The following is a 26,233-nucleotide window of genomic DNA, read 5'->3' on the forward strand; positions in this document are numbered from 1 at the left end:
TCTATGAAAAGCCAAAAAATACTATACACCTTATCCTTTTTATTTCTTTTTCTAAATACAATTGCACAGACCGGCAAAATAAATTATGCTGATGCCAAATACGAAAAGTACGCTTATATCGATGCCATAAAAATCTATGAAAATGTGGCTGACAAAGGATATAAAGACGAAAAAATGTTTCAGCGTCTTGGGAATTCCTACTATTTTAACGGAGAGCTCGTAAAAGCTTTGAAGTGGTATGATGAATTGTTTGGCATGAACAAACAGCAGGAGCCGGAATACTTGTACCGATATGCACAATGTCTGAAAGCTGCCGGAAATTATACGAAAGCAGATGCGACATTAGAAAAATTCAATCAAAAACAGGCAACCGATAAAAGAGGGGTTTTGTTTGAAACGAATAAGAACTATTTAAGCGCCATAAAAGCAAATTCAGGACGATTTGAAATTGCCGATGCCGGAATAAACTCTAAATATTCAGATTACGGAAGCACCATCTTTGACAATAAATTAGTTTTTACCTCCGCCCGGGATACAGGAGGAGTGGCAAAGAAAAATTTCAAATGGACCAATAGTTCCTTTACCAATTTATACACCGCCGAGATGTTGCCGGACGGGAGTATAGGAACGCCACAACGTTTTCAGAAAAAAGTAAATACAAAATTCAACGAATCGACACCCGTTTTCACGAAAGACGGTCGAACCATGTACTTTACCCGAAATAATTTTTTAAACGGGAAAAGAGGCAGAGACGAGAAAAAAGTCACCTTATTAAAATTGTATAAAGCAAACCTAATTGAAGGGGAATGGAAAAATATAGAAGCACTTCCGTTCAACAGCGATCAGTATAGTGTAGCGCATCCAACCTTAAGTTTAGACGAAAAAACACTTTATTTTGCTTCAGATATGCCGGGAACCTTAGGCCAGTCTGACTTGTTTAAAGTAGCCATAAACGGTGACGGAACCTTTGGAAAACCTCAAAATTTAGGCGCAGCAATCAATACCGAAGGCAGAGAAACCTTTCCTTTTATTTCAGAAGATAATGAACTTTATTTCGCAACCGACGGAAGACCTGGATTGGGCGGACTTGACGTATTCGTAGCAAAAATAAATAAAGAAGACACTTTTGAAGAAATACAAAACATAGGGGAACCAATCAATAGTCCACAGGACGATTTTGCTTTTGTAATAAACAGTAAAAACAGAAACGGATTTTTCTCTTCCAACAGAGACAATGGCCACGGACTTGATGATGTTTACCGATTTACCGAAAGACGAAAACTAAATTGCGAGCAGGAATTACTGGGTACTATAACCGATTTGGAAACCAATGTGGTTCTTTCAAATACCAAAGTAGCATTGTTTGATGAAAATTTCCAGGCCGTAGCAGAAGTTGTTTCGGATGAAAAAGGAAACTATATTTTTCCGAATGTAAAATGTGGTAAAAATTATTTTGTACGTGCTTCAAAAACAGATTATGAAAGCAAAGAAACCCCGGTAACCATAAACAGAAACTCTGGAAAAACAACCTTACTAATTCAGCTCGAAAAGAGAGTTAAACCAATTGGAGTTGGAACCGATCTGGCCAAGACACTTGATATTCCGATTATTTATTTTGATCTGGACAAAGCGACTATTAAAAAAGAATCTGCTTATCAGCTGGAGAAAATTATCGAAATACTAAAACAGTATCCAACCTTAAAATTAGATATCCGTTCTCATACAGACAGTCGACAAACCTTGAAATACAATCAGGTTTTATCGGATAAACGAGCCAAATCGACTAGAAACTGGCTGATTCAAAAAGGAGTAGATCCAACCCGATTAACCGCAAAAGGTTACGGTGAAACACAATTGGTAAACCACTGTTCTGATGGTGTAAAATGCACCGAAGAAGAACACGAACGCAACAGAAGAAGTGAGTTTGTAATCACCAATTTGTAAACAAAAATAAACAGTAAAAAAGCCCTTTTCTAAAACTTAGAAAAGGGCTTTTTGTTATTATCAAATTATTCGCAATCTTGTCATTCCGAGGAACGAGGAATCTCCACAAGAAACTAACACAAAGTGTATGCTGTTGTTGTTATCAAATTATTCGCAATCTTGTCATTCCGAGGAACGAGGAATCTCCACAAGAAACTGACACAAAGTATATGACGTTGTTGAGTTACTCCCTAAGATTCCTCGTTCCTCGGAATGACAAAACGATGTATAAAATACGCATTGACATCAACAGCCAACAATAAAAAACTTTGCGCCTTAGCGTCTCTGCGAGCAAAAAAACATCCCTTACGTAATATAATTCGCAAAAAAGTTTTAAAATTCATCCATTTCTTTAACATAAAATTTATAAAACAGAAAATATTAGTTATTTTGTTTAAAATGAATGAGTTAGATTTTAAAAAATCGTTTTCGCTGTTGTGTGTGTACATTTTTTTCTAACTTTATAGATCTAAAATTTTTCAGATATGACTGTAGATCAAATACTAAACACAAAAGGGAAAAATGTTTACTCAGTTCTTTCAACGACAACGGTTTATGAAGCCTTAAAAGTGATGGGAGAGAAAAACATAGGAGCCATTCTTGTTATTGATGGTTCCGATTTAAAAGGAATATTGTCTGAAAGGGATTATGCCCGAAAAATTGTTTTAAAAGATAAATCATCAAAAGAAACCTTTGTGCATGAAATTATGGAAAGCAATATTTTCTCGGTAAAACTTTCAAATAATATTGAAGATTGTATGGAACTGATGAGTACCAAAAGAATCAGGCATTTACCGGTTTTAGAAGATGGAGTCGTAGTAGGAATAATATCTATAAGTGATGTGGTTAAGGCCATTATCGAAATTCAGAAAGACACGATACATCATTTAAACTCTTATATTTCGCAGTAAAACAAGCTAAAAAATAGAATCTTTTAAATAGTCCAAAATTTTTTGGGCTATTTTTTTTGAGGTCTCTAAAATTTATTTTTAAGAAAAGAAAGTAGCAAAAATAGGCCATTTTAAAACAAGACTTATATCTTTGTAAGCTAGAATAAAAGCTAAAATAAATGAACAAAGAGAGTAAAAGAAGAGAAGCGTTACTGTACCATTCAGAACCAACTCCAGGAAAAATTCAGGTAGTTCCAACAAAAAAATATGCAACCCAAAGAGACTTGTCTTTGGCTTATTCGCCAGGAGTTGCAGAGCCATGTTTAGACATTGCAGCAAACGTAGAAGACGTTTACAAATATACAGCAAAAGGTAATTTAGTTGCCGTAATCTCAAACGGTACAGCAGTTTTAGGACTTGGAGACATTGGCCCTGAGGCTTCTAAGCCTGTAATGGAAGGGAAAGGATTATTGTTTAAGATATTCTCTGATATTGATGTTTTTGATATTGAAATCGGTACAAAAGATATTGAAGAATTTATTCAGACCGTAAAAAATATTGCCCCAACTTTCGGAGGGATAAATCTGGAAGACATTAAAGCACCGGAATCTTTTGAAATCGAAAGACGATTGGTAGAAGAATTAGACATTCCGGTAATGCACGACGATCAGCACGGTACAGCCATTATCTCGTCAGCAGCTTTAATTAATGCCCTTGAATTGGCAGGAAAAAAAGCAGAAGATGTAAAAGTTGTAGTTTCGGGTGCAGGTTCTGCAGCGATTGCTTGTACTGATTTATATGTTTTGTTAGGAGTTCAGGTTAAGAACATCAAGATGTTTAACAGTAAAGGACTTTTAACAAAAGACAACCCTTCACTATCAGAATTGCAAATGAAATATGCAGTTGATGGTCCTAAAGTTGATTTGGCAGAAGCAGTAAAAGGAGCTGATGTTTTCATCGGATTATCTTCAGGAGACATCCTGACGCCTGCAATGTTGTTGACCATGAAAGAGAATCCGATTGTTTTTGCGATGGCAAATCCAAATCCGGAGATCGATTATAACGTAGCGACAGAAACTCGTAAAGATGTTATTATGGCTACAGGACGTTCGGACTTTCCTAACCAGGTAAACAACGTTTTAGGTTTTCCGTATATTTTCAGAGGAGCATTAGACGTACGTGCTACAAAAATAAACGAAGCTATGAAAATGGCTGCGGTAAAAGCATTAGCTATTTTGGCAAAAGAGCCGGTACCGGAGCAGGTTAACGTAGCCTACGGAGCAACAAAATTAGGTTTTGGTAACGATTATATCATCCCTAAACCATTTGACCCTAGATTGATTACCGTTGTGGCGCCTGCAGTTGCAAGAGCAGCAATGGAATCAGGAGTAGCAAAAAATCCTATTACAGACTGGGCAGCTTATGAAGATGTGCTTCGCGAACGTATGGGGAACGATAATAAAATGGTGCGTTTGATTACCAACCGTGCTAAAGTAAGCCCTAAAAGAATTGTTTTTGCTGAGGCAGATCAGTTAAACGTACTTAAAGCAGCGCAAATTGTACATGAGGACGGAATTGGTTTCCCAATTTTACTAGGAAACAAAGAAGTTATTTTAGAGCTGAAAGAAGAATTAGGTTTTGATGCAGAATTGGAGATCATCGATCCTAAAACGAATGAAGAAGAAGGAAGACGTAACCGATTTGCAAATTCTTACTGGGAAACAAGAGGAAGAAGAGGCGTTTCGTTATTGGATTCACAAAAATTCATGCGTGAAAGAAACTACTTTGCTGCTATGATGGTGAATGAAGGTGAAGCAGATGCTTTGGTAACTGGTCATACAAGAAGTTATCCAACGGTAGTAAAACCAATGTTACAACTGATTGAAAAAGCACCGGGAGCTTCATTAATCGCTACAGCCAACATGATGTTGACGTCACGCGGACCAATGTTCTTGTCTGATACAGCAATTAACATCAACCCTTCAACAGAAGATTTGATTAACATTGCTATCATGACCGCTAAAACCGCTAAAATGTTTGGTGTAGAGCCTGTTATTGCAATGGTTTCTTATTCAAATTTCGGATCTTCAACAAGTCCAAATGCATCAAAAGTAAGAGAAGCTGTAGCTTATCTGCATAAAAATCATCCGGAAATGATTGTTGACGGAGAAATTCAGGCCGATTTCGCATTGAATCAGGAAATGCTTGCAGAAAAATTTCCATTCTCTAAATTAGCAGGTAAAAAAGTGAATACTTTGATCTTCCCTAACTTAGATTCGGCTAACATTACCTATAAAATGTTAAAGGAATTGTATAAAGTAAACTCTATTGGACCAATTATGATGGGAATGGGTAAACCAGTTCACATTTTCCAATTAGGAGCAAGCGTTGAAGAGATGGTAAATATGGCTGCAATTGCAGTTATTGACGCTCAGGAAAAAGAGAGTAAAAAGATTAAATTAGCAAAATAGTATAAAAAATAAGGTTGCAATAATATTGTCGTATTTTTAACGCATTTTTATTATATTTGACCTTAATATATTATACTATGATAGCACATTTACAGGGGAAATTAGTAGAGAAAAATCCAACAGATGTCGTAATTGAATGCGGCGGAGTGGGGTACCAGGTAAACATTTCTTTACATACCTTTTCATTAATTCCCAATGTAGAAAATATAAAATTGTATACGCATCTTCAAATCAAAGAAGATGCGCATACATTATTTGGTTTTGTAGAAAAATCAGAGCGCGAAATATTCAGAATGTTATTGTCGGTTTCCGGAATTGGAGCAAACATTGCCAGAACAATGTTGTCGTCTATAGAACCAAGACAAATTATCAATGCTATTGCCTCTGGAGATGTAGGCGTAATCCAGTCCATAAAAGGAATCGGAAACAAAACAGCACAAAGAGTTATACTTGATTTAAAAGAAAAAGTGTTAAAATTGTACGATTTGGACGAAGTTTCGGTCGTTCAAAACAATACAAATCGAGATGAAGCGTTATCTGCTTTGGAGGTTTTAGGTTTTGTACGTAAAACTTCTGAAAAAGTAGTGGAGAAAATCGTAAAAGAAGACCCAGAAGCTACGGTGGAAACCATCATCAAAAAAGCATTAAAAAGCCTATAAAACCAATTTATTTAAACCAAGAGTATGCGTAAAATTTGTATTTTTTTACTGTTTTTATTTTGCGGTAATGTTTTGCGTGCGCAAGTAAACCCAACAGTTCAAGATACAACTAAAACACAATTCTCCGTTGGTAAAGTAGAGTTAGGAAATCCGCCAAGTATACTTTCGGCCTATCGGTATGATCCCATAACTGACCGATACATTTACACCAGTTCAGTAGATGGATTTTCAATCAATTACCCTATTGTATTAACACCAAAAGAGTATGAAGATTTAGTTTTGAAAGAATCGAGAAGAGATTATTTCAGAAAAAAATCAGATGCTATAGACGGTAAAAAAACAGGAAGTGAAGCCAAGAAAAAGGATTTACTGCCCCGATATTATATTAATTCAGGACTTTTTGAAAGCATCTTCGGAAGCAATACGATAGACGTAAAGCCAACAGGATCAGTAGAAATGGACTTAGGGGTTCGATATACCAAACAGGATAATCCCGCTTTTTCACCTCGAAACAGATCGAGCCTTACCTTCGATTTTGATCAGCGAATCAGCATGAGCTTACTGGGGAAAATAGGAACCAGATTAGAGGTAAATGCAAATTATGACACCCAGTCTACCTTTGCTTTTCAAAACTTATTTAAGCTTGCTTATACCCCTTCAGAAGATGATATTGTTCAAAAAGTTGAAGTAGGTAATGTGAGCATGCCTTTAAACAGTACCCTTATTCGTGGAGCTCAAAGTTTGTTTGGAGTTAAAACCGTTTTACAATTTGGTAAGACAACCGTTACCGGGGTTTTCTCCGAACAGAAGTCACAAACCAAGAGTATAGTTGCAGAAGGTGGCGGTACAGTTCAGAACTTTGATTTGTATGCACTCGACTATGATAATGACAGACACTTCTTCTTATCGCAGTATTTCAGAAACAAATACGACGCCTCTTTAAAAAAATATCCTTTTATCGATAGCCGTGTTCAGGTGACCCGAATAGAAGTTTGGGTAACCAATAAACAAAACAGGGTAACCACCAACAATAATAACCTGCGTAACATTATTGCGCTTCAGGATTTAGGAGAAGGGCAGGTTACCGGAGTGCCGGACAATCAGGTTGTAGTAATAAGCAATCCGGCTGGTTTTTTTAACAACCCGATCGACACACCAACAGACAACAACAACAACAAATACGATCCGGCTACCATTGGAAAACCGGGGGCGTATTTGAATTCGAATATTAGAGAAATTGTAACGGCAAAAACCGGATTCAATAATGCCAATACCAGTGAAGGAACAGATTATTCTGTTTTGGAAAATGCCAGAAAGTTAACCGCAAACGAATTTACTTTCAACGCACAGTTAGGATACATCTCTTTACAGCAGCGTTTGGCTAATGACGAAATTTTGGCAGTAGCCTTTGAATACACTGTTGGAGGGAAAATTTATCAGGTTGGAGAATTTGGAAGTGACGGAGTTGACGGGACAGTAGTTACCGGAAACAACAACGCCAATAAAGCGATCATTACACAAAGCTTAGTATTAAAAATGCTGAAAAGTAACTTGACCAACGTTCAGAATCCGGTTTGGAATCTGATGATGAAAAACGTTTATCAAATTCCTCAGGCTTATCAAATCAAACAAGATGATTTCAGATTAAACATACTTTATACGGATCCTTCTCCGATCAACTACATTACGCCGGTTCCGGGAACAACTTTCCCAGCAAGCCCAACCGCAGATAACAAAGTCGATCAGACTCCGTTATTAAATGTCTTCAATCTGGACCGATTAAATTACAACAACGATCCGCAAACCGGAGGGGATGGTTTCTTCGATTATATTCCGGGGGTTACCGTAGACGTTCAGAACGGGCGAATTATTTTCACCACAAAAGAGCCTTTTGGAGAACTATTGTTTAAAAAGTTAAACACAGGTGCGGGAGAAAATTATGACGATCCAAATTCCTATAATGCCAATCAGAAAAGATACGTTTTTAGAAACATGTACCGCAACACACAGTCCGGAGCTTTACAGGACAGTGATAAAAATAAATTTTTATTAAGAGGAAAATACAAATCATCAGGAAGTAACGGTATTCCAATTGGAGCGTTTAACGTTCCTCAGGGATCGGTTGTCGTGATGGCTGCCGGAAGAAGACTGGTAGAAGGAATCGATTATAGCGTAGATTATCAATTAGGGCGTGTTCAGATTCTGGACCCTTCGCTTCAGGCTTCCAATACACCAATCGAGGTGTCTTTGGAGAACAATTCAATTTTCGGCCAACAAACCCGAAGATTTATTGGCTTCAATGTTGAGCATAAAATCTCAGATAAATTTATCGTTGGAGGAACCTATTTGAAAATGAATGAAAAACCATTTACTCAAAAATCAAGCTATGGTCAGGAATCTGTAAACAATGCTATTTTTGGATTCAATGGAAATTACTCCACCGAAGTTCCTTTCTTCACCCGATTAGTAAATAAACTACCAAACATTGATACCGATGTTCCTTCCAATCTTTCGATAAGAGGAGAAGTAGCTTTCTTAAAACCGGATGCTCCAAAAGCGAGTGATTTTGAAGGAGAAGCCACTATTTATGTAGACGACTTTGAAGGCTCACAGTCTACCATCGATATGCGATCAGCATACGCATGGAGTCTGGCTTCAACACCATTTGTAAACTCTATAAACGACAATACTTTTAATGCCAATTCCAATACATTAGAGTATGGTTTTAAACGTGCAAAATTAGCATGGTACACCATTGACCCTGTTTTTTATGCCTCAAAACCATCCGGTATTTCAAACGATGACTTATCATTGAATACCACCCGACGTATTTATAGCAGAGAATTATATCCAAACACAGACATCGCTCAGGGGCAGATTCAGGTCGTGAATACCTTAGATTTAAGTTATTATCCATCTGATCGTGGACCTTACAACAACAATCCAAACTTCGGTACAAGTCCGGCCAGTTCAAACTTTGGAGGGATCATGCGTGCTTTGAACTCGACCAATTTCGAACAAGGAAATGTCGAATACATTCAGTTTTGGGTAATGGATCCTTATGTGGGTAATGGACAAGCCGCAGTTAACAATACCGGAAAAATTTATTTCAACTTAGGAGAAGTTTCAGAAGACGTATTAAAAGACGGAAGAAAACAATATGAAAACGGATTAGGCCCGGATCAGATTATGGTGAATCCGAGACCACTATGGGGAGACGTTCCGGCATCGCAGTCTTTAATTTATGCCTTCGATAACAATGCCGGTAACCGTAGCAATCAGGATGTTGGTTTAGACGGTTTGCCAAATGGTAAAGAGGCTTCAGTATATACAAATTATGGAGGAGAAGGAGATCCCGCTGCAGACGATTATACGTATTATTTAAATACAGACGGAGGCGTTTTAGAACGTTATAAAAATTACAACGGTACTGAGGGGAACTCACCTGTAAGTATCGATTCACCTAACCGTGGATCAACAACATTGCCGGATGTGGAAGATATTAACCGTGACAATACCATGAGTACGATCAATGCGTATTATGAATACAGTATTGATATGAAACCGGGAATGCAGGTAGGGCAAAACTTCGTTACCGATATTCGTGAAGTGAGTAATGTTGAATTGCCAAACGGATCAACCACTACAGCAAGATGGATTCAGTTTAAAATCCCGGTTGCTCAACCGCAAAATACTATTGGAAACATTACCGATTTCAGATCGATTCGTTTCATGCGTATGTTTATGACGGGCTTTAGCAATCAAATGACCGTTCGTTTTGGAGCCTTAGATCTGGTTAGGGGAGAGTGGAGAAGATACACAGGAACACTGGATGCTAACGATACGAATCCGAATGACGACGGAACGGAGTTTGATGTTTCGGCAGTAAACATTCAGGAGAATGGCACAAAATGCCCTGTGAATTACGTGGTGCCGCCAGGAGTTCAGAGAGAGCAATTGTACAACAACAATACAATCATCAATCAAAACGAGCAGGCTTTGGCATTGCGTGTAGGAGGGTCTGGTTTACAATATACAGATGCAAGAGGAGTTTTTAAAAATGTAAGTGTAGACATGCGTCAGTACAAAAAACTAAAAATGTTTTTACACGCTGAATCATTACCAAATGAGAATACTTTATTAGACGATGAAATGATTGGTTTTATTCGTTTTGGAAATGACTACACTCAAAACTTCTATCAGGTCGAAGTTCCGTTAAAAGTTACCCGAACAGGAGGGTCTTGTACCATAAGCCCTGATCAGGTTTGGCTCGAAGAGAACAATATTGACTTGGCACTGGAATTATTGACCAGAATGAAGATTAAAGCCATGAGCATCGATATTAACTCTGATAAAAGAGATATCAACGGAATTTATTATCCGGACGACGATTTAAGCATTAGCGGAGGTGACGGAGACGGTAAGTTGAGATTAGGGATAAAAGGAAATCCGAACTTTGGTTTGGTGCGAAATTTAATGGTAGGGGTTAAGAGTAGAGCCGATCATAAAACCATAAAAGGAGAGGTTTGGTTTAACGAACTTCGTATGGCCGATTTAGAGAATAAAGGCGGTATGGCAGCGATCTTAAATATCGATACCAATATGGCCGATTTTGCGACCGTATCTGCGACCGGTAAGAAAAGTACAATTGGTTTTGGATCTTTAGAACAAGGAGCCAACGAAAGAAGCCGTGAAGACATTCAGCAGTATAATATCGTAACCAACTTGAATTTGGGTAAATTATTACCGCCAAAATGGGGGATCAATTTACCGTTCAATTATGCTATTGGAGAAGAAGTAATCACACCGGAATACGATCCGTTCAATCAGGATATCAAACTAAAGCAGCTGATTAGAGAAACTACTAATGAGGCTGAAAAAGAAAACATCAGAACCAGAGCGATTGATTATACCAAACGCAGAAGCATTAACTTTATCGGGGTTAGAAAAGACAGGGCTCCTGAACAGAAGCCACATGTTTATGATGTCGAGAATTTAACCTTCTCGCAATCGTACAATCAGGTAGAACGTCACGATTATGAAGTAGCAGACTTTGTAGACGAGCAATCGAATACAGCGGTGAATTATGCCTACACCTTTCAGCCTAAAGAAGTAGTGCCTTTCAAGAAGACCAAATTCATGAAGAAAAGCGAGTACTGGAAGCTGTTAAGCGATTTTAATTTTAACTATTTGCCTTCCAATATTTCTTTTAATACAAATGTTTTAAGACAAAGTAACCGTCAGCAATTTAGAGAAGTAGAAGTAGAGGGGATTGGTCTCGATCCTTTGTACCGCCGAAATTTTGCCTTTAATTATCAGTACGGATTTGGTTTTAATCTGACAAAATCCCTGAAAATTAACTACACGGCAGCATCCAATAATATCGTGAGGAACTTCCTGAACGATGATAATTCGCCAAAACAGGATTTTAATATCTGGGACGATTATTTCGATATCGGGACACCAAATCAGCACTTACAGCAATTGGTACTGAACTATGATATTCCAATCAATAAAATTCCGGTTTTGAGTTTTGTAAAAGCGACTTATTCGTATACTGCCGATTACAGCTGGCAGCGTGCTTCGACGGCATTTTCGCAATATGAGGATCCTAACGGAAACCAGTTTGATTTAGGAAATACCATCCAGAATGCCAATTCGAATACGCTTACGACAACACTTAACATGAACATGCTGTACAAGTATTTGGGATTAACTCCGGGAGCAAAAGCAGGGGCAAAACCTAAAGCAATTGCACCTCCAAAACCAGGAGAGAAAATTGTAAATACAGCAAAACCGGCAACCACCAGCAGTCCGTTTTACGATGGCATGATTGGTATTCTGACCAGTGTTAAAAACATTCAGATTAACTATACTAAAAATAGCGGAACGGTTTTACCGGGGTATACGCCGGGTGTTGGTTTCTTTGGAACATCAAGACCTACTTTAGGATTTGTTTTCGGAAGTCAGGATGATATTCGTTATGAGGCCGCCAAAAATGGTTGGTTAACGACCTATCAGGATTTCAACCAAAGCTTTACGCAGGTAACAAACAAATTATTGAAAGTGACTGCGAATATCGATTTATTCCCGGATTTAAAAATTGATCTGAATATGGATCGCGCTTATTCCGAAAACAGATCAGAGCAATATAGTGTTGTCAAAAATACTGGGACAGGAGAGTTGGATTACACGCCTTTGTCACCTTATAATTATGGGATGTTCTCTATTTCGACAGTGCTGATCAAAACAGCATTTTCAACCAGTAGTGCCACAGAGTCTGCTGCATTTGATGATTTCAGAAACAACCGTTTGATTATAGCAAACCGTTTGGCAGAGGACCGTTATGGTGCAGGAGCTCCAATACCGAGATACGGAGATGCTAATAACCCGATTCCGGCAACAACAGATCCAAATTATAAAGTTTATGTGGCCAATGAAGGATACCCAATCGGATTTACCAAAAGCAATCAGGCTGTTTTATTGCCGGCATTCTTAGCGGCCTATTCCGGAGGTAATGCGTCAAGCAGTTCGACCGATATTTTCAGAAGTTTCCCTATTCCAAACTGGAGTGTGAAGTACAATGGTTTGATGCGTTATAAATATTTTAAAGATAAATTCAAGCGTTTCTCTTTACAGCACAACTACAGGGCGTCGTATACAATCAACCAGTTCCGTTCGAACTTTGACTATATTGAAAAACCTAACGGACAAGATGTGAACACCAATTTCTATAACAAAACCATCATGTCAAACATCAACCTGGTAGAGCAGTTCAGTCCGTTAATCCGAATGGATTTTGAATTGAAGAGTTCATTGCGTGTGCTTACAGAGATTAAAAAAGACAGAGCTTTGTCGATGAGTTTTGATAATAATTTGTTGACCGAAGTAAAAGGAATGGAATATGTTATTGGTCTGGGGTATCGTTTTAAAGATGTGATCTTCTCCTCAAGACTGGCAGATACTCCAACAGGAATTATAAAAAGTGACATCAATATTAAGGCTGATTTCTCGTATAGAAACAACGAAACATTAGTACGTTATTTAGATTACGACAATAATCAGTTAGCGGCAGGACAAAATATCTGGTCGTTAAAACTAACAGCAGATTATGCTTTCAGTAAAAACCTGACCGCAATATTCTATTACGATCACTCGTTTTCAAAAGCGGTAATCTCGACGTCATTTCCTTTAACCAACATTAGATCAGGATTTACACTCCGCTATAATTTTGGAAATTAATTTTTAGTTTCTAAAGGGGATTTTATTAGAAGATTATTACATTTGTGCCTCAATTATTAAATTACCAATTTTCAAACACAACTATTATGAGCATACCAGCAAATTTAAAGTACACAAAAGATCACGAATGGATTAGCATCGAAGGCGATGTTGCAACAGTAGGAATCACTCATTTTGCACAAAAAGAGTTAGGAGATATCGTGTATGTTGAAGTAGAAACTTTAGATCAGACACTTGACAAAGACGAGGTTTTTGGAACAGTTGAGGCTGTAAAAACAGTATCAGATTTGTTTTTACCATTAACAGGAGAAATCATTGCGTTTAATGACAGTCTTGAAAGTGCACCTGAAACTGTTAATTCTGATCCGTACGGCGATGGTTGGATGATCAAAATTAAAATTGCAGATGCATCAGAAATAGATTCTTTATTGTCTGCTGACGCTTATAAAGAACTTATAGGTGCCTAAACAATTGCTCTTAATCTGGGCGATTATCTGTTCAGGAATCATTACTTATTTTTGTTTGACAGATTCAAGTAACATTCCGGCGGTAAATTTTCCGAGTATAGATAAAATTGTCCATTTTTGTTTTCATTTTGGATTTACAATTTCCTGGATTTTGTTTTTCAAAAAAGAGCTAAAAGGGAAAGCACCAGACGATTTCAAAGCTTATTTAATTTCATTTATATTTTCAGTTTTTTTCGGAATTACAATCGAAATTCTGCAAAGTGTTTTAACGGTTACACGAGCATCTGATGTAACAGATGTTTTGGCTAATGCACTTGGAGCTCTATTTGGTATCTTTGCCGCTATAGTGTTTAAAAAACAAATAGATAGAATTTAAAAATATAAAATCCCACTTCGGTGGGTTTTTTTGTGCCCTAATGGTAACGCTTTCCAAATTGGGTAAAACTTCGCGGCTTAGCGACTTTGCGAGAAATTCTATTTAGTCAGAGAAAAATGGATGAAAAGATTAACGATTTTAGATTTTTGATGTGCCATAAAATGGTCGATTATATTATTGAGAAACATCAAATCAAAAAGCAGCAATCGTTACGCTGCATTCAAAAATCACTTAATTTAATGACAGCACGTTGTCAGATTATTTTTTCATGTTGCTTTGTTTGAAAAGAAACCCGTGTCGACTTTGTGTAAATCTTCGTGGCCATGACTGTTAATTTTAATTTAAAATGTATTTTTGTCCCAATTCTCAGAACACTCGCAAATCATGAATGTTAAGCAATATCTGGACTCTACCTATTTAAAAACCGCTGCACAAGCCGGACTGTCAGAAGCAGAAAACACCCTTGTGGTTAAAAATGCTATTGAAGAAGCAATTCGTGAAGGCTTTAAATTAATCATGATTCGGCCGGAACAGGTGGTTTTGGCAAAAGAAATGATTCATAAAGCCAATTCGACTTTGCTGGTGGGCACCGTTATTGACTTTCCCGAAGGAAGTTCAGATTTAGAATCTAAATTAAAAGAAGCAAACAAAGCAATTGAAGACGGAGCAGACGATTTGGATTTTGTTTGCAACTATACTGCTTTTAAAGAAGGGGATATCGATTTGGTGAAGCAGGAAATTTTAGTGGGAACACAAATTGGTCTTGCGAACAATAAAACCGTAAAATGGATTATTGAGGTTGCGGCCTTAAATGATACCCAAATAATTCAGCTTTCGGCATTGATCAAAAATGTAGTCATATCACATTTTAAAGAAGAAAACTATGCTTCGGTTTTTGTGAAATCATCTACCGGATTTTATAAAACCGAAAACGATTTGCCAAACGGAGCAACACTGCCAACCATTATAATGATGTTAGAAAACGCATCGCCTTTGCCGGTTAAAGCGGCGGGAGGAGTTCGCTCTTACGACGATGCCATAGAAATGATTCGTTTAGGAGTAAAACGAATCGGAACCTCTGCTGCAAAAACAATTGCAGATGGAGGGAATACCCCAAATCAATATTAAATAAAAACCCAAATTTACGTGAATAAGATTTTCCTGTCTTGTATTTTAACCTTAACCACTTTGTTTGCTTTTTCGCAGGAAAATACAAACACCTCTATTAAACCCGGTTTTACCGCAGAACAATTTCCGGTTTTCCCAAATTGCGAAAACCTTCAGTCCAAACAACTGGAAAATTGTTTTTATAAAGAAGTACAGGATTTTGTGTTTCAAAATTATCAGGTGCCCGAAAATCTAAAACAAGCCAACTACAAAGGAGAAGTAAAAGTGCTTTTTGAAGTAGATGCAAATGGAGAATTCAAAGTAATTTATGTAAATGCGGTAAACGATGCTTTGTCAGAAGAAGCGACACGTGTTTTTAAGAAATTCCCAAAAATAAAACCGTCTACCTATAACGGGAAACCAACCTATTCCAAATACACCATTTCGATAGACATTCCGTTAAAAAGCGCAAATCAGCTTGCTGAGGAAGCGTTGGCAGCGGCTCAAATTTTAAAACCTCTTGAGAAACCAATGACCGAACTGGATAGTATTGTGTACAAAAAATACAACAATCCGGAATTTGAAAGTCATTTGAATATTCCGTTTTCACACAGCTATTATGCGCAGTTTGATGGAGCGATGAATCAGGTGGGAACTAACAATCATACCGCGTCTAAGCCTTATACGTATACCGAAGTTTCGAAATACTACAATTTAAAAGCAGTAAATCAATCACTTCAAAAAAATGTTTCTAGCTGGCTGGGAAGAAAATTCTGGAATGAAAACATGGTTCAGATTCAGGGAGAAGACTATTGGCTGGCCCTAAATCCAATTGTGGACTTGCAAATGGGTAAAGCTTCAGATTTGGATGCTTCCTATACCTATGTAAATACACGTGCCTTGAATTTTAGAGGAGGATTAGGGAAACAAATTAATTTTACCACAACCATCTTTGAAAGTCAGGGAGATTTGCAGGGTATTACAATGATTTTGCCGAAACCTTAAAGCCATCAGGAGGAAATCCGGCTATTCTTCCGGGAATGGGAATTGCCAAGCGATTCAAAACGGATGCCTATGATTTTCCTTTGGCAGAAGCAAATATCACGTACGCCCCAAGTAAAATCTTTGATCTGCAATTGGGTTACGGAAGAAACTTTATCGGTGATGGTTACCGCTCCTTGCTGGAAAGCGACGGGGCAAGTCCGTATCCGTATTTTAAAATCAACACCACTTTCTGGAAAATAAAATACACGAACACCTATATGTGGCTCAAAGATGTTCGTCCCGATGTTACATTGGAAAAAACGTATGCCACAAAATTTATGGCCAATCATTATTTGAGCTGGAATGTTTCGAACAAACTGAATTTAGGCTTTTTTGAATCGGTAGTCTGGACGGATACCAACAACAGAGGCTTTGATATTAATTTTGTGAACCCAATTATTTTCTATCGTTCTGTAGAATTTGCCTCATCGTCAAGAAGTGGAAATGCATTATTAGGGTTAACTTCTAAGTATAAATGGAACAATAACGTTAATTTGTATGCACAGTTTTTACTGGATGAATTTTCATTGGGAGACATTAAAAGCGGAAATAATAGCTGGAAAAATAAATTTGGATACCAGATTGGAGCGAAGTATTACAATGCTTTTAAAGTGAAAGATTTGTTATTGCAGTTCGAATACAACCATGTACGTCCGTATGTGTACTCACACAGTGCGGTGATTACCAACTACGGGCATAACAATCAGAGTGTCGGGCACCAATGGGGCGGGAATTTTAAAGAACTATTGGTAATCGGGCGTTACCACAGAGGACGTTATTTTGCAGATGCCAAGTTTACTATGGGGACAAGAGGACTGGACTTTGATACTGCTGAGGATAGTTTTAACTACGGAGGGAATATTTACAAAAGTTATGATGAAAAACGTCCGTTCGATAATGAGGTAAAAGTAGGACAGGGAAACAAAACAAGCGTTTTTATTGCCGACATACAAGGAGGTTATCTGCTAAACCCGATGACGAATCTGAAACTGTTTGGAAGTTTCTTATACCGAAACTTTGATCCTACAAAAGATACAGCGACAACTTTTAAGCAAAGTACGACTTGGTTTTCGATCGGATTGCGTTCGGATATCTTCAATTGGTATTTTGATTACTAGGATTTTTAATAAGATTTTTCGAAATAATTGTGTTAAAGATTTGCAAGTCCTTATTTTGTAAAGGTTTTATTGAAAAAAATCTAATTTTATAGGTCTAAATTCTACAATCTAATTTGTACATTTGCACCACTCAAAAAAAACATCCAAACAATTACCGTATTGAACGCTACTAAAAATACATTTTCAATAAAATCAATATTTACCGATTTCAAAGAGATTACTAAAGCTGGTTTAGCAATCAGTGTATTGTTTTCTTCTGTTGCCGGGTATTTATTGGGAGTTAATGAGGAACATCCTTTCAAATGGAGCGTTTTGGCAGTTTTGGCAATTGGAGGGTATTGCATGGTTGGGGCTTCAAATGCTTTCAATCAGGTGATCGAAAAAGACATCGATGCTTTAATGGATCGAACTAAAAATCGTCCGGTTCCTTCTGGGCGCATGTCTCCAAAAATGGCTTTGTTTGTGGCGAGTTTGCTTACTATTGTGGGTATCGCTTTGCTTTACACCATAAATGCCAAGTCGGCAATGTTTGCTGCCATCTCCATATTTTTATACACCAGTATTTATACCCCTTTGAAAACCGTAACTTCGTTATCTGTTTTTGTAGGTGCTTTTCCGGGGCGATTCCTTTTATGTTAGGATGGGTTGCTGCTACAGGAGAATTTGGTATCGAAGCCGGAACACTGTTTTTGATTCAGTTTTTCTGGCAATTCCCTCATTTTTGGGCTATTGGATGGTTTTTGTATGAAGACTATGAGAAGGCTGGGATCTTTATGTTGCCCACCGGAAAAAAAGATAAAGGAACTGCTTTGCAGATTATTTTATATACAGTTTGGTTAATCATTGCTTCGTTACTGCCGGTTTTAGGTTATACAGGGCAATTGTTTATTACACCAATAGCAGCAATTTTAGTGTTTTTATTGGGATTGTGGATGTTGTTTTATGCCGTGCGTTTGTATCAGTTAAGAACAGCAAAAGCAGCGAGAACATTAATGTTGGTAAGCGTTTCGTATATATCATTGCTGCAAATCGTATTTATAGTAGATAAATTTTTAAGATAGTTATGGAAATGACAATAACAAGAACAGAAACGGCGGCTGAAGATAAGCTAAGGAAAGCCAAATCGGCAAAACTTATCCTGTTATTCGCCATGGTAAGTATGACCATGATGTTTGCCGGACTTACAAGTGCTTTTGTGGTAAGTAAATCAAGAGCTGACTGGTTGAAAAACTTTGAATTGCCAACAGCGTTTTATTACAGTACGGCAGTTATTATAGCGTGCAGTGTTACTTTTTATCTGGCTAAAAAAGCCATTCAGAAAGACAATAGAAGCGCTACTACAGCATTGCTTTTGGGAACTTTGGCATTGGGGATTTTATTCGTTGTACTGCAATTTGCAGGCTTCGGACAAATCGTAGAAAGCGGGTATTATTTCACCGGAGAAGGTAGTTCGATTACTACAACATTTTTGTATGTAGTAACCGTGACACACTTGTTACACTTGGCCGGAGGGTTAATTTCACTTTTAATTATAATTTATAATCATTTTAAACAAAAATACAATTCGACTCAAACTCTTGGTATAGAACTAGGTGCGATGTATTGGCACTTTTTGGATTTATTATGGTTGTATTTATTTTTATTTTTATATTTCTTTAAATAAGAAAAAAACGTAAATTTGGGAACTTTTTAACGAATATCTTTTATGGGAGCGACAGTTACTACTGCAAACAACGACGAAAAAACTTGGGGAGGCGGAGACATTCAGCCACTAGGAGCAAGTTATGGTAAAATGATGATGTGGTTTTTTATCGTATCGGATGCCTTAACATTCTCTGGATTCCTTGCCGCTTATGGCTTTTCTAGATTTAAATTTATTGAAACCTGGCCTTTGGCTGATGAAGTGTTTACTCACTTTCCATTTATGCATGGCGTTGCGGCACCAATGTACTATGTGGCCTTAATGACTTTTATTTTGATTTTCTCATCTGTAACAATGGTTTTGGCTGTTGATGCAGGTCACCAATTGAAAAAAACAAAAGTTGCAATCTATATGTTCTTAACGATCATTGGAGGTTTAATCTTCGTGGGTTCTCAAGCCTGGGAGTGGAAAAACTTCATCAAAGGTGAGTACGGAGCAGTAGAAACAGCAGGTGGAAGTTTATTGCAGTTTGTTGATAAAGATGGTAAAAGAGTAGCTCTTGCTGATTTTGCAGTTAAATTGCCGGAACAAAGAGAAGCTTTAACAAGAAGCCATTCAACTTGGTTTATGGAAGATGCTCAGTCACAGCCAACTTATACAGTTGCTGAAATTCAGGCTGGTTTTAAAGCACATCCTGAAGTTTTGATCAGAACAGAACAACTTACAGATAAAAAGAAAAAAACAGTTTTATCAAGAGAAGAATCTGAAACTCGTTTAGCAAGCGCTAAATATGTTGTAGAAGGAGCTAACTTGATTAGAAACGAATACGGAAATAAATTATTTGCTGATTTCTTTTTCTTCATCACAGGATTCCACGGATTCCACGTATTTTCTGGAGTTATCATTAATATCATTATTTTCTTTAATGTATTATTGGGTACTTATGAAAAAAGAAGAAGCTACGAAATGGTAGAGAAAGTTGGTTTATACTGGCACTTTGTCGATTTAGTTTGGGTATTTGTATTTACAGTTTTCTACTTAGTTTAATTTTAGATTTTAATTATTATGTCACACGAGCACGTATCAAATACAAAAAGAATCTGGTTTGTTTTTGCATTACTATCAGTAGTAACTACAGTAGAAGTTATCCTTGGTATTTACAAACCTGGAGTATTAGAATTTAATCATTTTGTTGGTCTTAATTTATTGAACTGGATATTTTACATCCTTACAATATTTAAAGCATATTATATAGTATGGGCATTTATGCACATGGAAGGTGAAAAAAGCAGCCTTAGATGGTCTGTGGTAGCACCGGTTATTTTCCTAGTTTTATATTTATTGTTTATTCTATTGACAGAAGGACATTATATTTATGGGGTTTTTAAAGATTCTACTATTAAATGGAATTTTTAACATGATATTAATTCGAAAAGAGTCCCGATAACATCGGGATTTTTTTATTTTTGTACCTCAATAACTTCTGCAGATATAATGAAAAAAAATATAGTTCTCTTTGTCCTTTTTGTTTTGCCAATTGTAGCTTATTTGTTTTTTGCTTCCGGTGTTAACAGCTTCACTACACTTCCCGTTATAACGCCAAAAATTGCCGACTTTGGTAATTGGAAATCTCTGGATGGTAAGAAAGTTTTATTGGATAAAAAGATCACCGTTTTGGGTTTTTCAGGATCTGAGATTTTAAGTAATCGAGGGAATTATTTCAACTTAAACGAAAAAATCTACAAACGTTATAATGGTTTTGAAGATCTTCAGTTTGTGATACTTTGTCCGCTCGGAACAGAAGCAGATGCACAAAAAGTATTAGATGCACTTAAACCTTTTACAGATGTGAAAGGCTGGAACTTCGTTTTTGCTTCACCTGAGGAAATTCAAACATTTTACAATCAACTGCATTTAAAAGGAAAATTAGATCAGAATCTTGGGACTCCGAATGTCTATATTGTAGACAAAGAAAGAAACCTAAGAGGAAGAAAAGATGCTGCCGAATACAAAGAAGGTTATGATACTTTTCATCCTTCTGAGTTAAGCAATGAAATGCTGGATGATTTTAAAATTATTCTATACGAATATCGTGCTGCTCTAAAAAAGAACCACAACTCAACTAAGCAACTTTAATCCTTGTATCATGTTTAAAAATAAATCCTATATCGGTATTTCATTTATCATTTTAATCTTTGGAATTTATGCTGTACCTAAAATCGTTGACAGAATTAAGAACGGCGAAATTGTAAAAGGAAACCGTTTGGACAATGTAGGTGTGAAAACATCAAAAGCCGATGGTAAATTGATAAAGATCGGACCTGCTCCAAAATTCGAATTAACGAATCAGGACAACGCAAAAGTTTCGAATGAAACCTACAAAGGAAAAGTATATGTTTTAGAATTTTTCTTCACAACCTGTCCGTCAATCTGCCCGAAAATGAATTTGAGCATGCTGGAAATTGAAAAAACGTTCTTCGGAAATCCAAATTTCGGAATCGTATCCATTACCATCGATCCGAAACACGATACACCACAAGTTTTAAAAGACCATGCGAAGTTGTTAGGAGTGAAATCATCTACCTGGAATTTCTTAACGGGAGATAAAACGACGATCATGGAACTGTCGAACAAAGGTTTTAATTTGTATGCCGGAGAGAACGAAAAAGTAAGCGGAGGTTTTGAACATTCAGGTTTGTTTGCTTTAATTGATAAAGACGGAAATATCCGTTGCAGAAAAGATGAATTTGGAAATCCAAACATCTATTATGACGGATTAGACAAAAAAGGCGTAAGAGAGATACAGGAAGACATTAAAATATTATTAGAAGAATAAAAATGGAAGATCATTCATTAGAAAAAAAATACAGTAAGCTTATTGTTGCGGTTTCAATTGTAATTCCGCTTGTAGTGGCGATACTGTTTGGAGTTAAATTAAAAGATTTTGGAGTTAATGTTGAACCGCTTTCTTTTCTTCCTCCAATTTACGCTACCACAAATGGTATTACGGCTGTAGTTTTGGTTTGGGCGGTATTGGCTATTAAAAATGGAAAACGTAAGCTTCACGAGCGTTTAATGACTTTTGCGATCGCGCTTTCAGTTGCCTTTTTAGTAATGTATGTAGCGTATCACATGACCTCTGATTCTACTAAATTCGGAGGAGAAGGAGCAATCCGTTATATCTATTTCTTTATTCTGGTTACTCATATTTTATTGTCTATCGCGATTATCCCATTGGTGTTGATTACTTATGTACGTGCACTTGCAAAACGTTTTGACAGACATAAAAAAATTGCAAAAATTACCTTCCCTCTTTGGCTGTATGTTGCCGTTACCGGGGTTGTAGTTTATCTAATGATTTCTCCTTATTATGCGCATTAAAAACAATAATATTCAACCTTTAAAATCCAAATTCCAGGCAATACTATTTGGAATTTGTTTTTTCTTCATTGGAATTTCAGCAAATGCACAATGCGCGATGTGTCGTGCGGCACTTGCCGGAGATTCAAATATTAAAAAAGCAGAAGCAGTAAACAACGGAATTGTTTATTTGATGGTCATCCCGTATTTACTGGTGGCTGTAATAGGTATTCTGATCTACAGAATGTACCAATCTAAAAAGAAAAAAGATAATTAGTCAATTAGAAAATTAGATAATGTGGTAATTCATTCATTATCTAATTTTCTAATTATCTCATTATCTCATTATTATTTCAAACCGTTTACTGAGACATTTACAGTACCATTTATTTTGATAAAGGCGATAATGGCCTGATTGGTCAGTTGAATTTTGTCAAATTGAATGTCTTCCATTTTTCCATTCACAAAAACACCCGGCATTGGAGAATAGTTTTTAAGATAGGCAGCCATATTCTTTTTACCCTCTTCTAAATTGGGTTGTATCGAATAGCGACAGCTTTCTTCCATTTTTCTTAAAATATAACCTTGTCCCAGCCAGCTTGCCGTGCGCATTAACTTGCTTTTTGTATCTAAAACATAATCAAGTTTTTCAAAGTAAATTTCTTTGGTCTGCGCGTTGTATTGCGGGAATCCGTTGAGATAAAGAGTACCGTTTATCGATCCTAAAACATCAAGAGCGATCACCATTTTTCCGTTTTTATGCCAGATCGATACATTTTTTACCGTGATCTTTTTACTCCCGGAACCAAACTCCTGACCGGCAAAATTTTTGGTCATAATCTTTGAGGCATCAATATAAGTCGATATAGCGGCTATATTTGCCGAAATCTGATTTGGGATCTTAGCAACAGGTTTCAGGATGATTTTATTAGCACTAAATTTCGATTCGGGCTGTTTGCCTACGATCGTCTCCATATTACACTTCATTCCCATATCCAGTACAAACTGATCATTTTTCAGTTTGGCATTGGTCGAATAAACTTCAACCGGAACAACTCTTAGCCAGCTTTCGTAGGTATCACTCAATTGAAAGGGCGTGCATATTTTTTCTAGGGCCGCTAATACATTAGGTTTAAAATCCATTGATTTTTCGATGGCCTCATCGATTTTCTTTTCGATTTTCGATTTAAAAATAGAAATCGCAGGATTTACCAGATACGTAATAGGCATGTTTTTTCCAAAAATTTGCATCGTTGGACTTTCATTCCAGTCCAGTGATTTGAACTCCGTTTTAGTATTTAATTTCCAGTTCGTCAGTGCCACTTCGCTAGAGAGTGTAATTACACCATTCAGGTTGAACTCTCGGGTATCGTAAAGTTCAACGCCTAGTTTTTTGGTGCCAATACGGTATTTGATCGTTGCTTTTAGTGGCAAAATTGTTTTTATCTTTTTGTCCGGGCTCGCAGGATCATTTAGGATTTTTATCGGAGCCTGTTTCCAGATTTTCATCTCGATATCGTCGTCGTCGATCGTATTGTCTTCATAAATCAATCCGTTTAGAAGAGAATTGGTCTGATTTTCAATGTCAGTAAGCTTTACCGTGATGGGTAAATTGATAAAAGAGGGTGTTGCTTCATAAACTAAGGGGCTTGCGTCGTCTGGTTCCGGTTTTAAGGTTTCCAGTTTTTGGGCTGTAGAGCAGCTTGTAAGTACCGCAATTAGCGTGAATAAAGAGATAATGGAAGTAAACTTCATCGTTAAGATTTTTTTAAGTCTGACAAAATTAAGAAAACAATTATATTATCGTGAAAATGTGTAACAATTAGCAAGAAAGAGAGTCTAATTCCAAGAACAAAGGCTAATTATTAACGTTTTATTACCATAAACCGGTTAAGAAAAATGTTATTATTGTTTTAAAATTTAACAGTTATTACCATGATCGAGATCAAAGATTTGCACAAGTCCTATAAAATGGGCAATTCGGAGTTGCATGTGTTAAAAGGAATTAATTTTAATATTGAAGAAGGTGAACTGGTTGCGATTATGGGATCATCAGGATCTGGGAAATCTACACTTTTGAATATATTGGGAATTCTGGATGAGGCTGATTCTGGTAGTTATGTGTTAGATAAAACCCCTATTAAGAAGCTAAACGAAACCATAGCCTCTAAATATCGCAACAAGTTTTTAGGTTTTGTTTTTCAATCTTTCAATCTCATCAATTATAAAACGGCTCTCGATAATGTTGCAATGCCTTTGTATTATCAGGGAATCAAAAGAAAAGAACGTTACGATATCGCAATGAAATATTTGGAGAAGGTCGGACTTGGTTCACACTCTCATCATTTACCTAATGAGCTTTCCGGAGGTCAGAAACAGCGTGTTGCTATCGCGAGAGCTTTGGCTTCAAATCCAAAGGTTTTGCTGGCCGATGAGCCAACGGGAGCTCTGGATACTAAAACTTCCTATGAAGTTATGGAGCTGATTCAGGGAATTAACGATGAAGGAAAAACAATTCTGATTGTAACTCACGAACCTGATATTGCCGCAATGTGCAAAAGAAACGTGGTCCTGAAAGACGGATTAATTATCGATGATAAAAAAGTAGAACAAGTTAGAGCCTCATCTTATGTTTAATATTGAGCGTTGGCAGGAAATATTTGATGCAATCTCTAAAAACCGGTTGAGAACATTTCTTACCGGAGTTTCTGTAGCGTCAGGGATTTTTATTTTAGTGATTTTGCTCGGAGCAGGGAAAGGACTTCAAAACGGAATTGAGAAGCAATTTGAAAATGACGCAAAAGGAATAATCGAAGTCTGGTCTGAAGCAACGACCAAACAATATAAAGGACTAAATCCTGGCAGACAAATTCAGTTACGAAATAGTGATTATGATCTTCCTGTTAAAAAGTTTGGTGACGTGATTGATAAAAAATCACCTGTTCGCAGTACCTGGGGAGGGGTTGTGAGTTACGGAAAAGAATCAGGAAATTATTTGTTTAGGGGGATTAGTTCGGATTATATGGTGCTTGAAAATGCAACTATTATTAAAGGACGCTTCATTAATAATAATGACATGATTCATAATGAGAAAGTGGCAGTTATTGGTTTGAAGGTTAAACAAGATCTGTTTAAAGAGCAAGATCCTATAGGAAAAGAGATTTTAGTCAACAATATTAATTTTAAAGTGATTGGGGTTTTTACAGATCCTTCAGGAGAGCGTGAAGAATCAAGGGTTTATATGCCCATGACTACTAATCAGCGTGCTTACGGAGCTGGTGATAAAATAGACGGAATGCAGTTTGTTTTAAATAAAAAAGAGAATTATGATGAGGCGCTGGCACAATCAAAAAAATTCACAGAAGAGGTAAAAGCATTATTGAAAAGTAAAAATATTATTGCACCTGATGACAATAGCGGCATCGGTATTTTTAGTTCAGTAGAGGAGGCAAAACAATTTTATGATTTAAATCTTTATATCCGATTGTTCTTTTGGTGGGTTGGTATTTGTACCATCATCGCCGGAGTTGTGGGAGTAAGTAACATTATGCTTATCATCGTAAAAGAAAGAACAAAGGAAATTGGAATACGAAAAGCACTTGGAGCCTCTCCGTTTTCCATTATTTCGATGATTCTCCATGAGTCTATCTTTATTACCACGATCGCCGGTTTTATAGGTTTATTGTCCAGTTTATTATTGCTGGAATTTGTGGGGCCGTTGGTACAAAGTGAATATTTTAGAAATCCTGAAGTTGACTTTAGTGTAGCTTTAACCACGCTTGTCCTGCTTGTATTTGCTGGTGCTATGGCAGGATTTTTCCCGGCATACCGAGCAGCCAAAATTAGACCTATTGTAGCACTTAGAGACGAATAA

Annotated in this window: 20 protein-coding genes and 1 pseudogene; 20 read left to right on the forward strand and 1 reads right to left on the reverse strand. The window is 36.9% G+C overall.

Annotated features, from left to right (window positions below):
• Positions 1-3 precede the first annotated feature (3 nt).
• The 18 genes and pseudogenes from OLM61_RS10850 (at position 4) to OLM61_RS10930 (ending at position 22,636) form a co-directional block, all read left to right on the forward strand.
• A complete protein-coding gene (locus OLM61_RS10850) occupies positions 4-1,944 on the forward strand; it encodes an OmpA family protein (RefSeq protein ID WP_264526337.1) in 1,941 nt (646 codons plus the stop codon).
• Between the two features lie 524 nt (positions 1,945-2,468).
• A complete protein-coding gene (locus OLM61_RS10855) occupies positions 2,469-2,894 on the forward strand; it encodes a CBS domain-containing protein (RefSeq protein WP_264526338.1) in 426 nt (141 codons plus the stop codon).
• A gap of 158 nt (positions 2,895-3,052) precedes the next feature.
• Entirely contained in the window at positions 3,053-5,344 is a 2,292-nt protein-coding gene (locus tag OLM61_RS10860; protein ID WP_264526339.1) for an NADP-dependent malic enzyme, read from the forward strand.
• Positions 5,345-5,421: 77 nt separating this feature from the next.
• Positions 5,422-6,003 (forward strand): Holliday junction branch migration protein RuvA, encoded by a 582-nt coding sequence (gene ruvA, locus OLM61_RS10865; protein WP_264526340.1) that lies wholly within the window; start codon positions 5,422-5,424, stop codon positions 6,001-6,003.
• A 24-nt stretch (positions 6,004-6,027) separates the two neighbouring features.
• Positions 6,028-13,245: a cell surface protein SprA gene (gene sprA, locus OLM61_RS10870; protein ID WP_264526341.1), complete on the forward strand. Its 7,218-nt coding sequence runs from the start codon at positions 6,028-6,030 to the stop codon at positions 13,243-13,245.
• Between the two features lie 86 nt (positions 13,246-13,331).
• On the forward strand, positions 13,332-13,712 hold the full coding sequence (gcvH, locus tag OLM61_RS10875; RefSeq protein WP_173965419.1) for a glycine cleavage system protein GcvH: 381 nt from the start codon (positions 13,332-13,334) through the stop codon (positions 13,710-13,712).
• A 4-nt stretch (positions 13,713-13,716) separates the two neighbouring features.
• Positions 13,717-14,088, forward strand: a complete 372-nt coding sequence (locus OLM61_RS10880) for a VanZ family protein (RefSeq protein ID WP_264526342.1) — start codon at positions 13,717-13,719, stop codon at positions 14,086-14,088.
• A 384-nt stretch (positions 14,089-14,472) separates the two neighbouring features.
• Positions 14,473-15,216, forward strand: a complete 744-nt coding sequence (deoC, locus tag OLM61_RS10885; protein ID WP_264526343.1) for a deoxyribose-phosphate aldolase — start codon at positions 14,473-14,475, stop codon at positions 15,214-15,216.
• 18 nt (positions 15,217-15,234) lie between these two features.
• Positions 15,235-17,357: pseudogene (locus tag OLM61_RS10890) on the forward strand (energy transducer TonB).
• A 159-nt stretch (positions 17,358-17,516) separates the two neighbouring features.
• Positions 17,517-17,996, forward strand: a complete 480-nt coding sequence (locus OLM61_RS20970) for a protoheme IX farnesyltransferase (RefSeq protein WP_413614358.1) — start codon at positions 17,517-17,519, stop codon at positions 17,994-17,996.
• Positions 17,951-18,418: a protoheme IX farnesyltransferase gene (locus tag OLM61_RS20975; RefSeq protein WP_413614378.1), complete on the forward strand. Its 468-nt coding sequence runs from the start codon at positions 17,951-17,953 to the stop codon at positions 18,416-18,418. Before OLM61_RS20970 ends, OLM61_RS20975 begins: the two co-directional genes overlap by 46 nt.
• 2 nt (positions 18,419-18,420) lie before the next feature.
• A complete protein-coding gene (locus OLM61_RS10900) occupies positions 18,421-19,020 on the forward strand; it encodes a heme-copper oxidase subunit III (protein WP_264522724.1) in 600 nt (199 codons plus the stop codon).
• A gap of 42 nt (positions 19,021-19,062) precedes the next feature.
• A complete protein-coding gene (locus OLM61_RS10905) occupies positions 19,063-20,046 on the forward strand; it encodes a cytochrome c oxidase subunit 3 (protein ID WP_264522725.1) in 984 nt (327 codons plus the stop codon).
• An 18-nt stretch (positions 20,047-20,064) separates the two neighbouring features.
• Positions 20,065-20,415 (forward strand): cytochrome C oxidase subunit IV family protein, encoded by a 351-nt coding sequence (locus OLM61_RS10910; RefSeq protein ID WP_173965424.1) that lies wholly within the window; start codon positions 20,065-20,067, stop codon positions 20,413-20,415.
• A gap of 78 nt (positions 20,416-20,493) precedes the next feature.
• Positions 20,494-21,135, forward strand: coding sequence for a hypothetical protein (locus tag OLM61_RS10915; protein ID WP_264522726.1), 642 nt, complete (start codon positions 20,494-20,496; stop codon positions 21,133-21,135).
• A gap of 10 nt (positions 21,136-21,145) precedes the next feature.
• On the forward strand, positions 21,146-21,835 hold the full coding sequence (locus tag OLM61_RS10920; protein ID WP_264522727.1) for an SCO family protein: 690 nt from the start codon (positions 21,146-21,148) through the stop codon (positions 21,833-21,835).
• Positions 21,836-21,837: 2 nt separating this feature from the next.
• Positions 21,838-22,380, forward strand: a complete 543-nt coding sequence (locus OLM61_RS10925; RefSeq protein WP_264522728.1) for a DUF420 domain-containing protein — start codon at positions 21,838-21,840, stop codon at positions 22,378-22,380.
• Positions 22,370-22,636: a hypothetical protein gene (locus OLM61_RS10930; RefSeq protein ID WP_264522729.1), complete on the forward strand. Its 267-nt coding sequence runs from the start codon at positions 22,370-22,372 to the stop codon at positions 22,634-22,636. Before OLM61_RS10925 ends, OLM61_RS10930 begins: the two co-directional genes overlap by 11 nt.
• 71 nt (positions 22,637-22,707) lie before the next feature.
• Here the strand turns inward: OLM61_RS10930 and OLM61_RS10935 are convergent, their stop codons facing one another.
• Positions 22,708-24,114, reverse strand: a complete 1,407-nt coding sequence (locus tag OLM61_RS10935) for a DUF4403 family protein (protein WP_264522730.1) — start codon at positions 24,112-24,114, stop codon at positions 22,708-22,710.
• Positions 24,115-24,294: 180 nt separating this feature from the next.
• Here OLM61_RS10935 and OLM61_RS10940 point away from each other — a divergent pair, with 180 nt between their 5' ends.
• Both OLM61_RS10940 and OLM61_RS10945 read left to right on the forward strand, forming a co-directional pair.
• Complete coding sequence (locus OLM61_RS10940) at positions 24,295-24,996, forward strand: ABC transporter ATP-binding protein (RefSeq protein WP_264522731.1); 702 nt, start codon at positions 24,295-24,297, stop codon at positions 24,994-24,996.
• Complete coding sequence (locus OLM61_RS10945) at positions 24,989-26,233, forward strand: ABC transporter permease (protein WP_264522732.1); 1,245 nt, start codon at positions 24,989-24,991, stop codon at positions 26,231-26,233. Before OLM61_RS10940 ends, OLM61_RS10945 begins: the two co-directional genes overlap by 8 nt.

It is taken from the genome of Flavobacterium sp. N502536 (genome assembly GCF_025947345.1).
Classification (GTDB): Bacteria; Bacteroidota; Bacteroidia; order Flavobacteriales; family Flavobacteriaceae; genus Flavobacterium.

What these genes read in the sequence shown, in the direction of transcription:
- OLM61_RS10850 (WP_264526337.1), top strand. Translation starts at nt 4, where the DNA reads ATGAAAAGCCAAAAAATACTATACACCTTATCCTTTTTATTTCTTTTT.
- OLM61_RS10855 (WP_264526338.1), top strand. Translation starts at nt 2,469, where the DNA reads ATGACTGTAGATCAAATACTAAACACAAAAGGGAAAAATGTTTACTCA.
- OLM61_RS10860 (WP_264526339.1), top strand. Translation starts at nt 3,053, where the DNA reads ATGAACAAAGAGAGTAAAAGAAGAGAAGCGTTACTGTACCATTCAGAA.
- ruvA (WP_264526340.1), top strand. Translation starts at nt 5,422, where the DNA reads ATGATAGCACATTTACAGGGGAAATTAGTAGAGAAAAATCCAACAGAT.
- sprA (WP_264526341.1), top strand. Translation starts at nt 6,028, where the DNA reads ATGCGTAAAATTTGTATTTTTTTACTGTTTTTATTTTGCGGTAATGTT.
- gcvH (WP_173965419.1), top strand. Translation starts at nt 13,332, where the DNA reads ATGAGCATACCAGCAAATTTAAAGTACACAAAAGATCACGAATGGATT.
- deoC (WP_264526343.1), top strand. Translation starts at nt 14,473, where the DNA reads ATGAATGTTAAGCAATATCTGGACTCTACCTATTTAAAAACCGCTGCA.
- OLM61_RS10900 (WP_264522724.1), top strand. Translation starts at nt 18,421, where the DNA reads ATGGAAATGACAATAACAAGAACAGAAACGGCGGCTGAAGATAAGCTA.
- OLM61_RS10905 (WP_264522725.1), top strand. Translation starts at nt 19,063, where the DNA reads ATGGGAGCGACAGTTACTACTGCAAACAACGACGAAAAAACTTGGGGA.
- OLM61_RS10910 (WP_173965424.1), top strand. Translation starts at nt 20,065, where the DNA reads ATGTCACACGAGCACGTATCAAATACAAAAAGAATCTGGTTTGTTTTT.
- OLM61_RS10915 (WP_264522726.1), top strand. Translation starts at nt 20,494, where the DNA reads ATGAAAAAAAATATAGTTCTCTTTGTCCTTTTTGTTTTGCCAATTGTA.
- OLM61_RS10920 (WP_264522727.1), top strand. Translation starts at nt 21,146, where the DNA reads ATGTTTAAAAATAAATCCTATATCGGTATTTCATTTATCATTTTAATC.
- OLM61_RS10925 (WP_264522728.1), top strand. Translation starts at nt 21,838, where the DNA reads ATGGAAGATCATTCATTAGAAAAAAAATACAGTAAGCTTATTGTTGCG.
- OLM61_RS10930 (WP_264522729.1), top strand. Translation starts at nt 22,370, where the DNA reads ATGCGCATTAAAAACAATAATATTCAACCTTTAAAATCCAAATTCCAG.
- OLM61_RS10935 (WP_264522730.1), bottom strand. Translation starts at nt 24,114, where the DNA reads ATGAAGTTTACTTCCATTATCTCTTTATTCACGCTAATTGCGGTACTT.
- OLM61_RS10940 (WP_264522731.1), top strand. Translation starts at nt 24,295, where the DNA reads ATGATCGAGATCAAAGATTTGCACAAGTCCTATAAAATGGGCAATTCG.
- OLM61_RS10945 (WP_264522732.1), top strand. Translation starts at nt 24,989, where the DNA reads ATGTTTAATATTGAGCGTTGGCAGGAAATATTTGATGCAATCTCTAAA.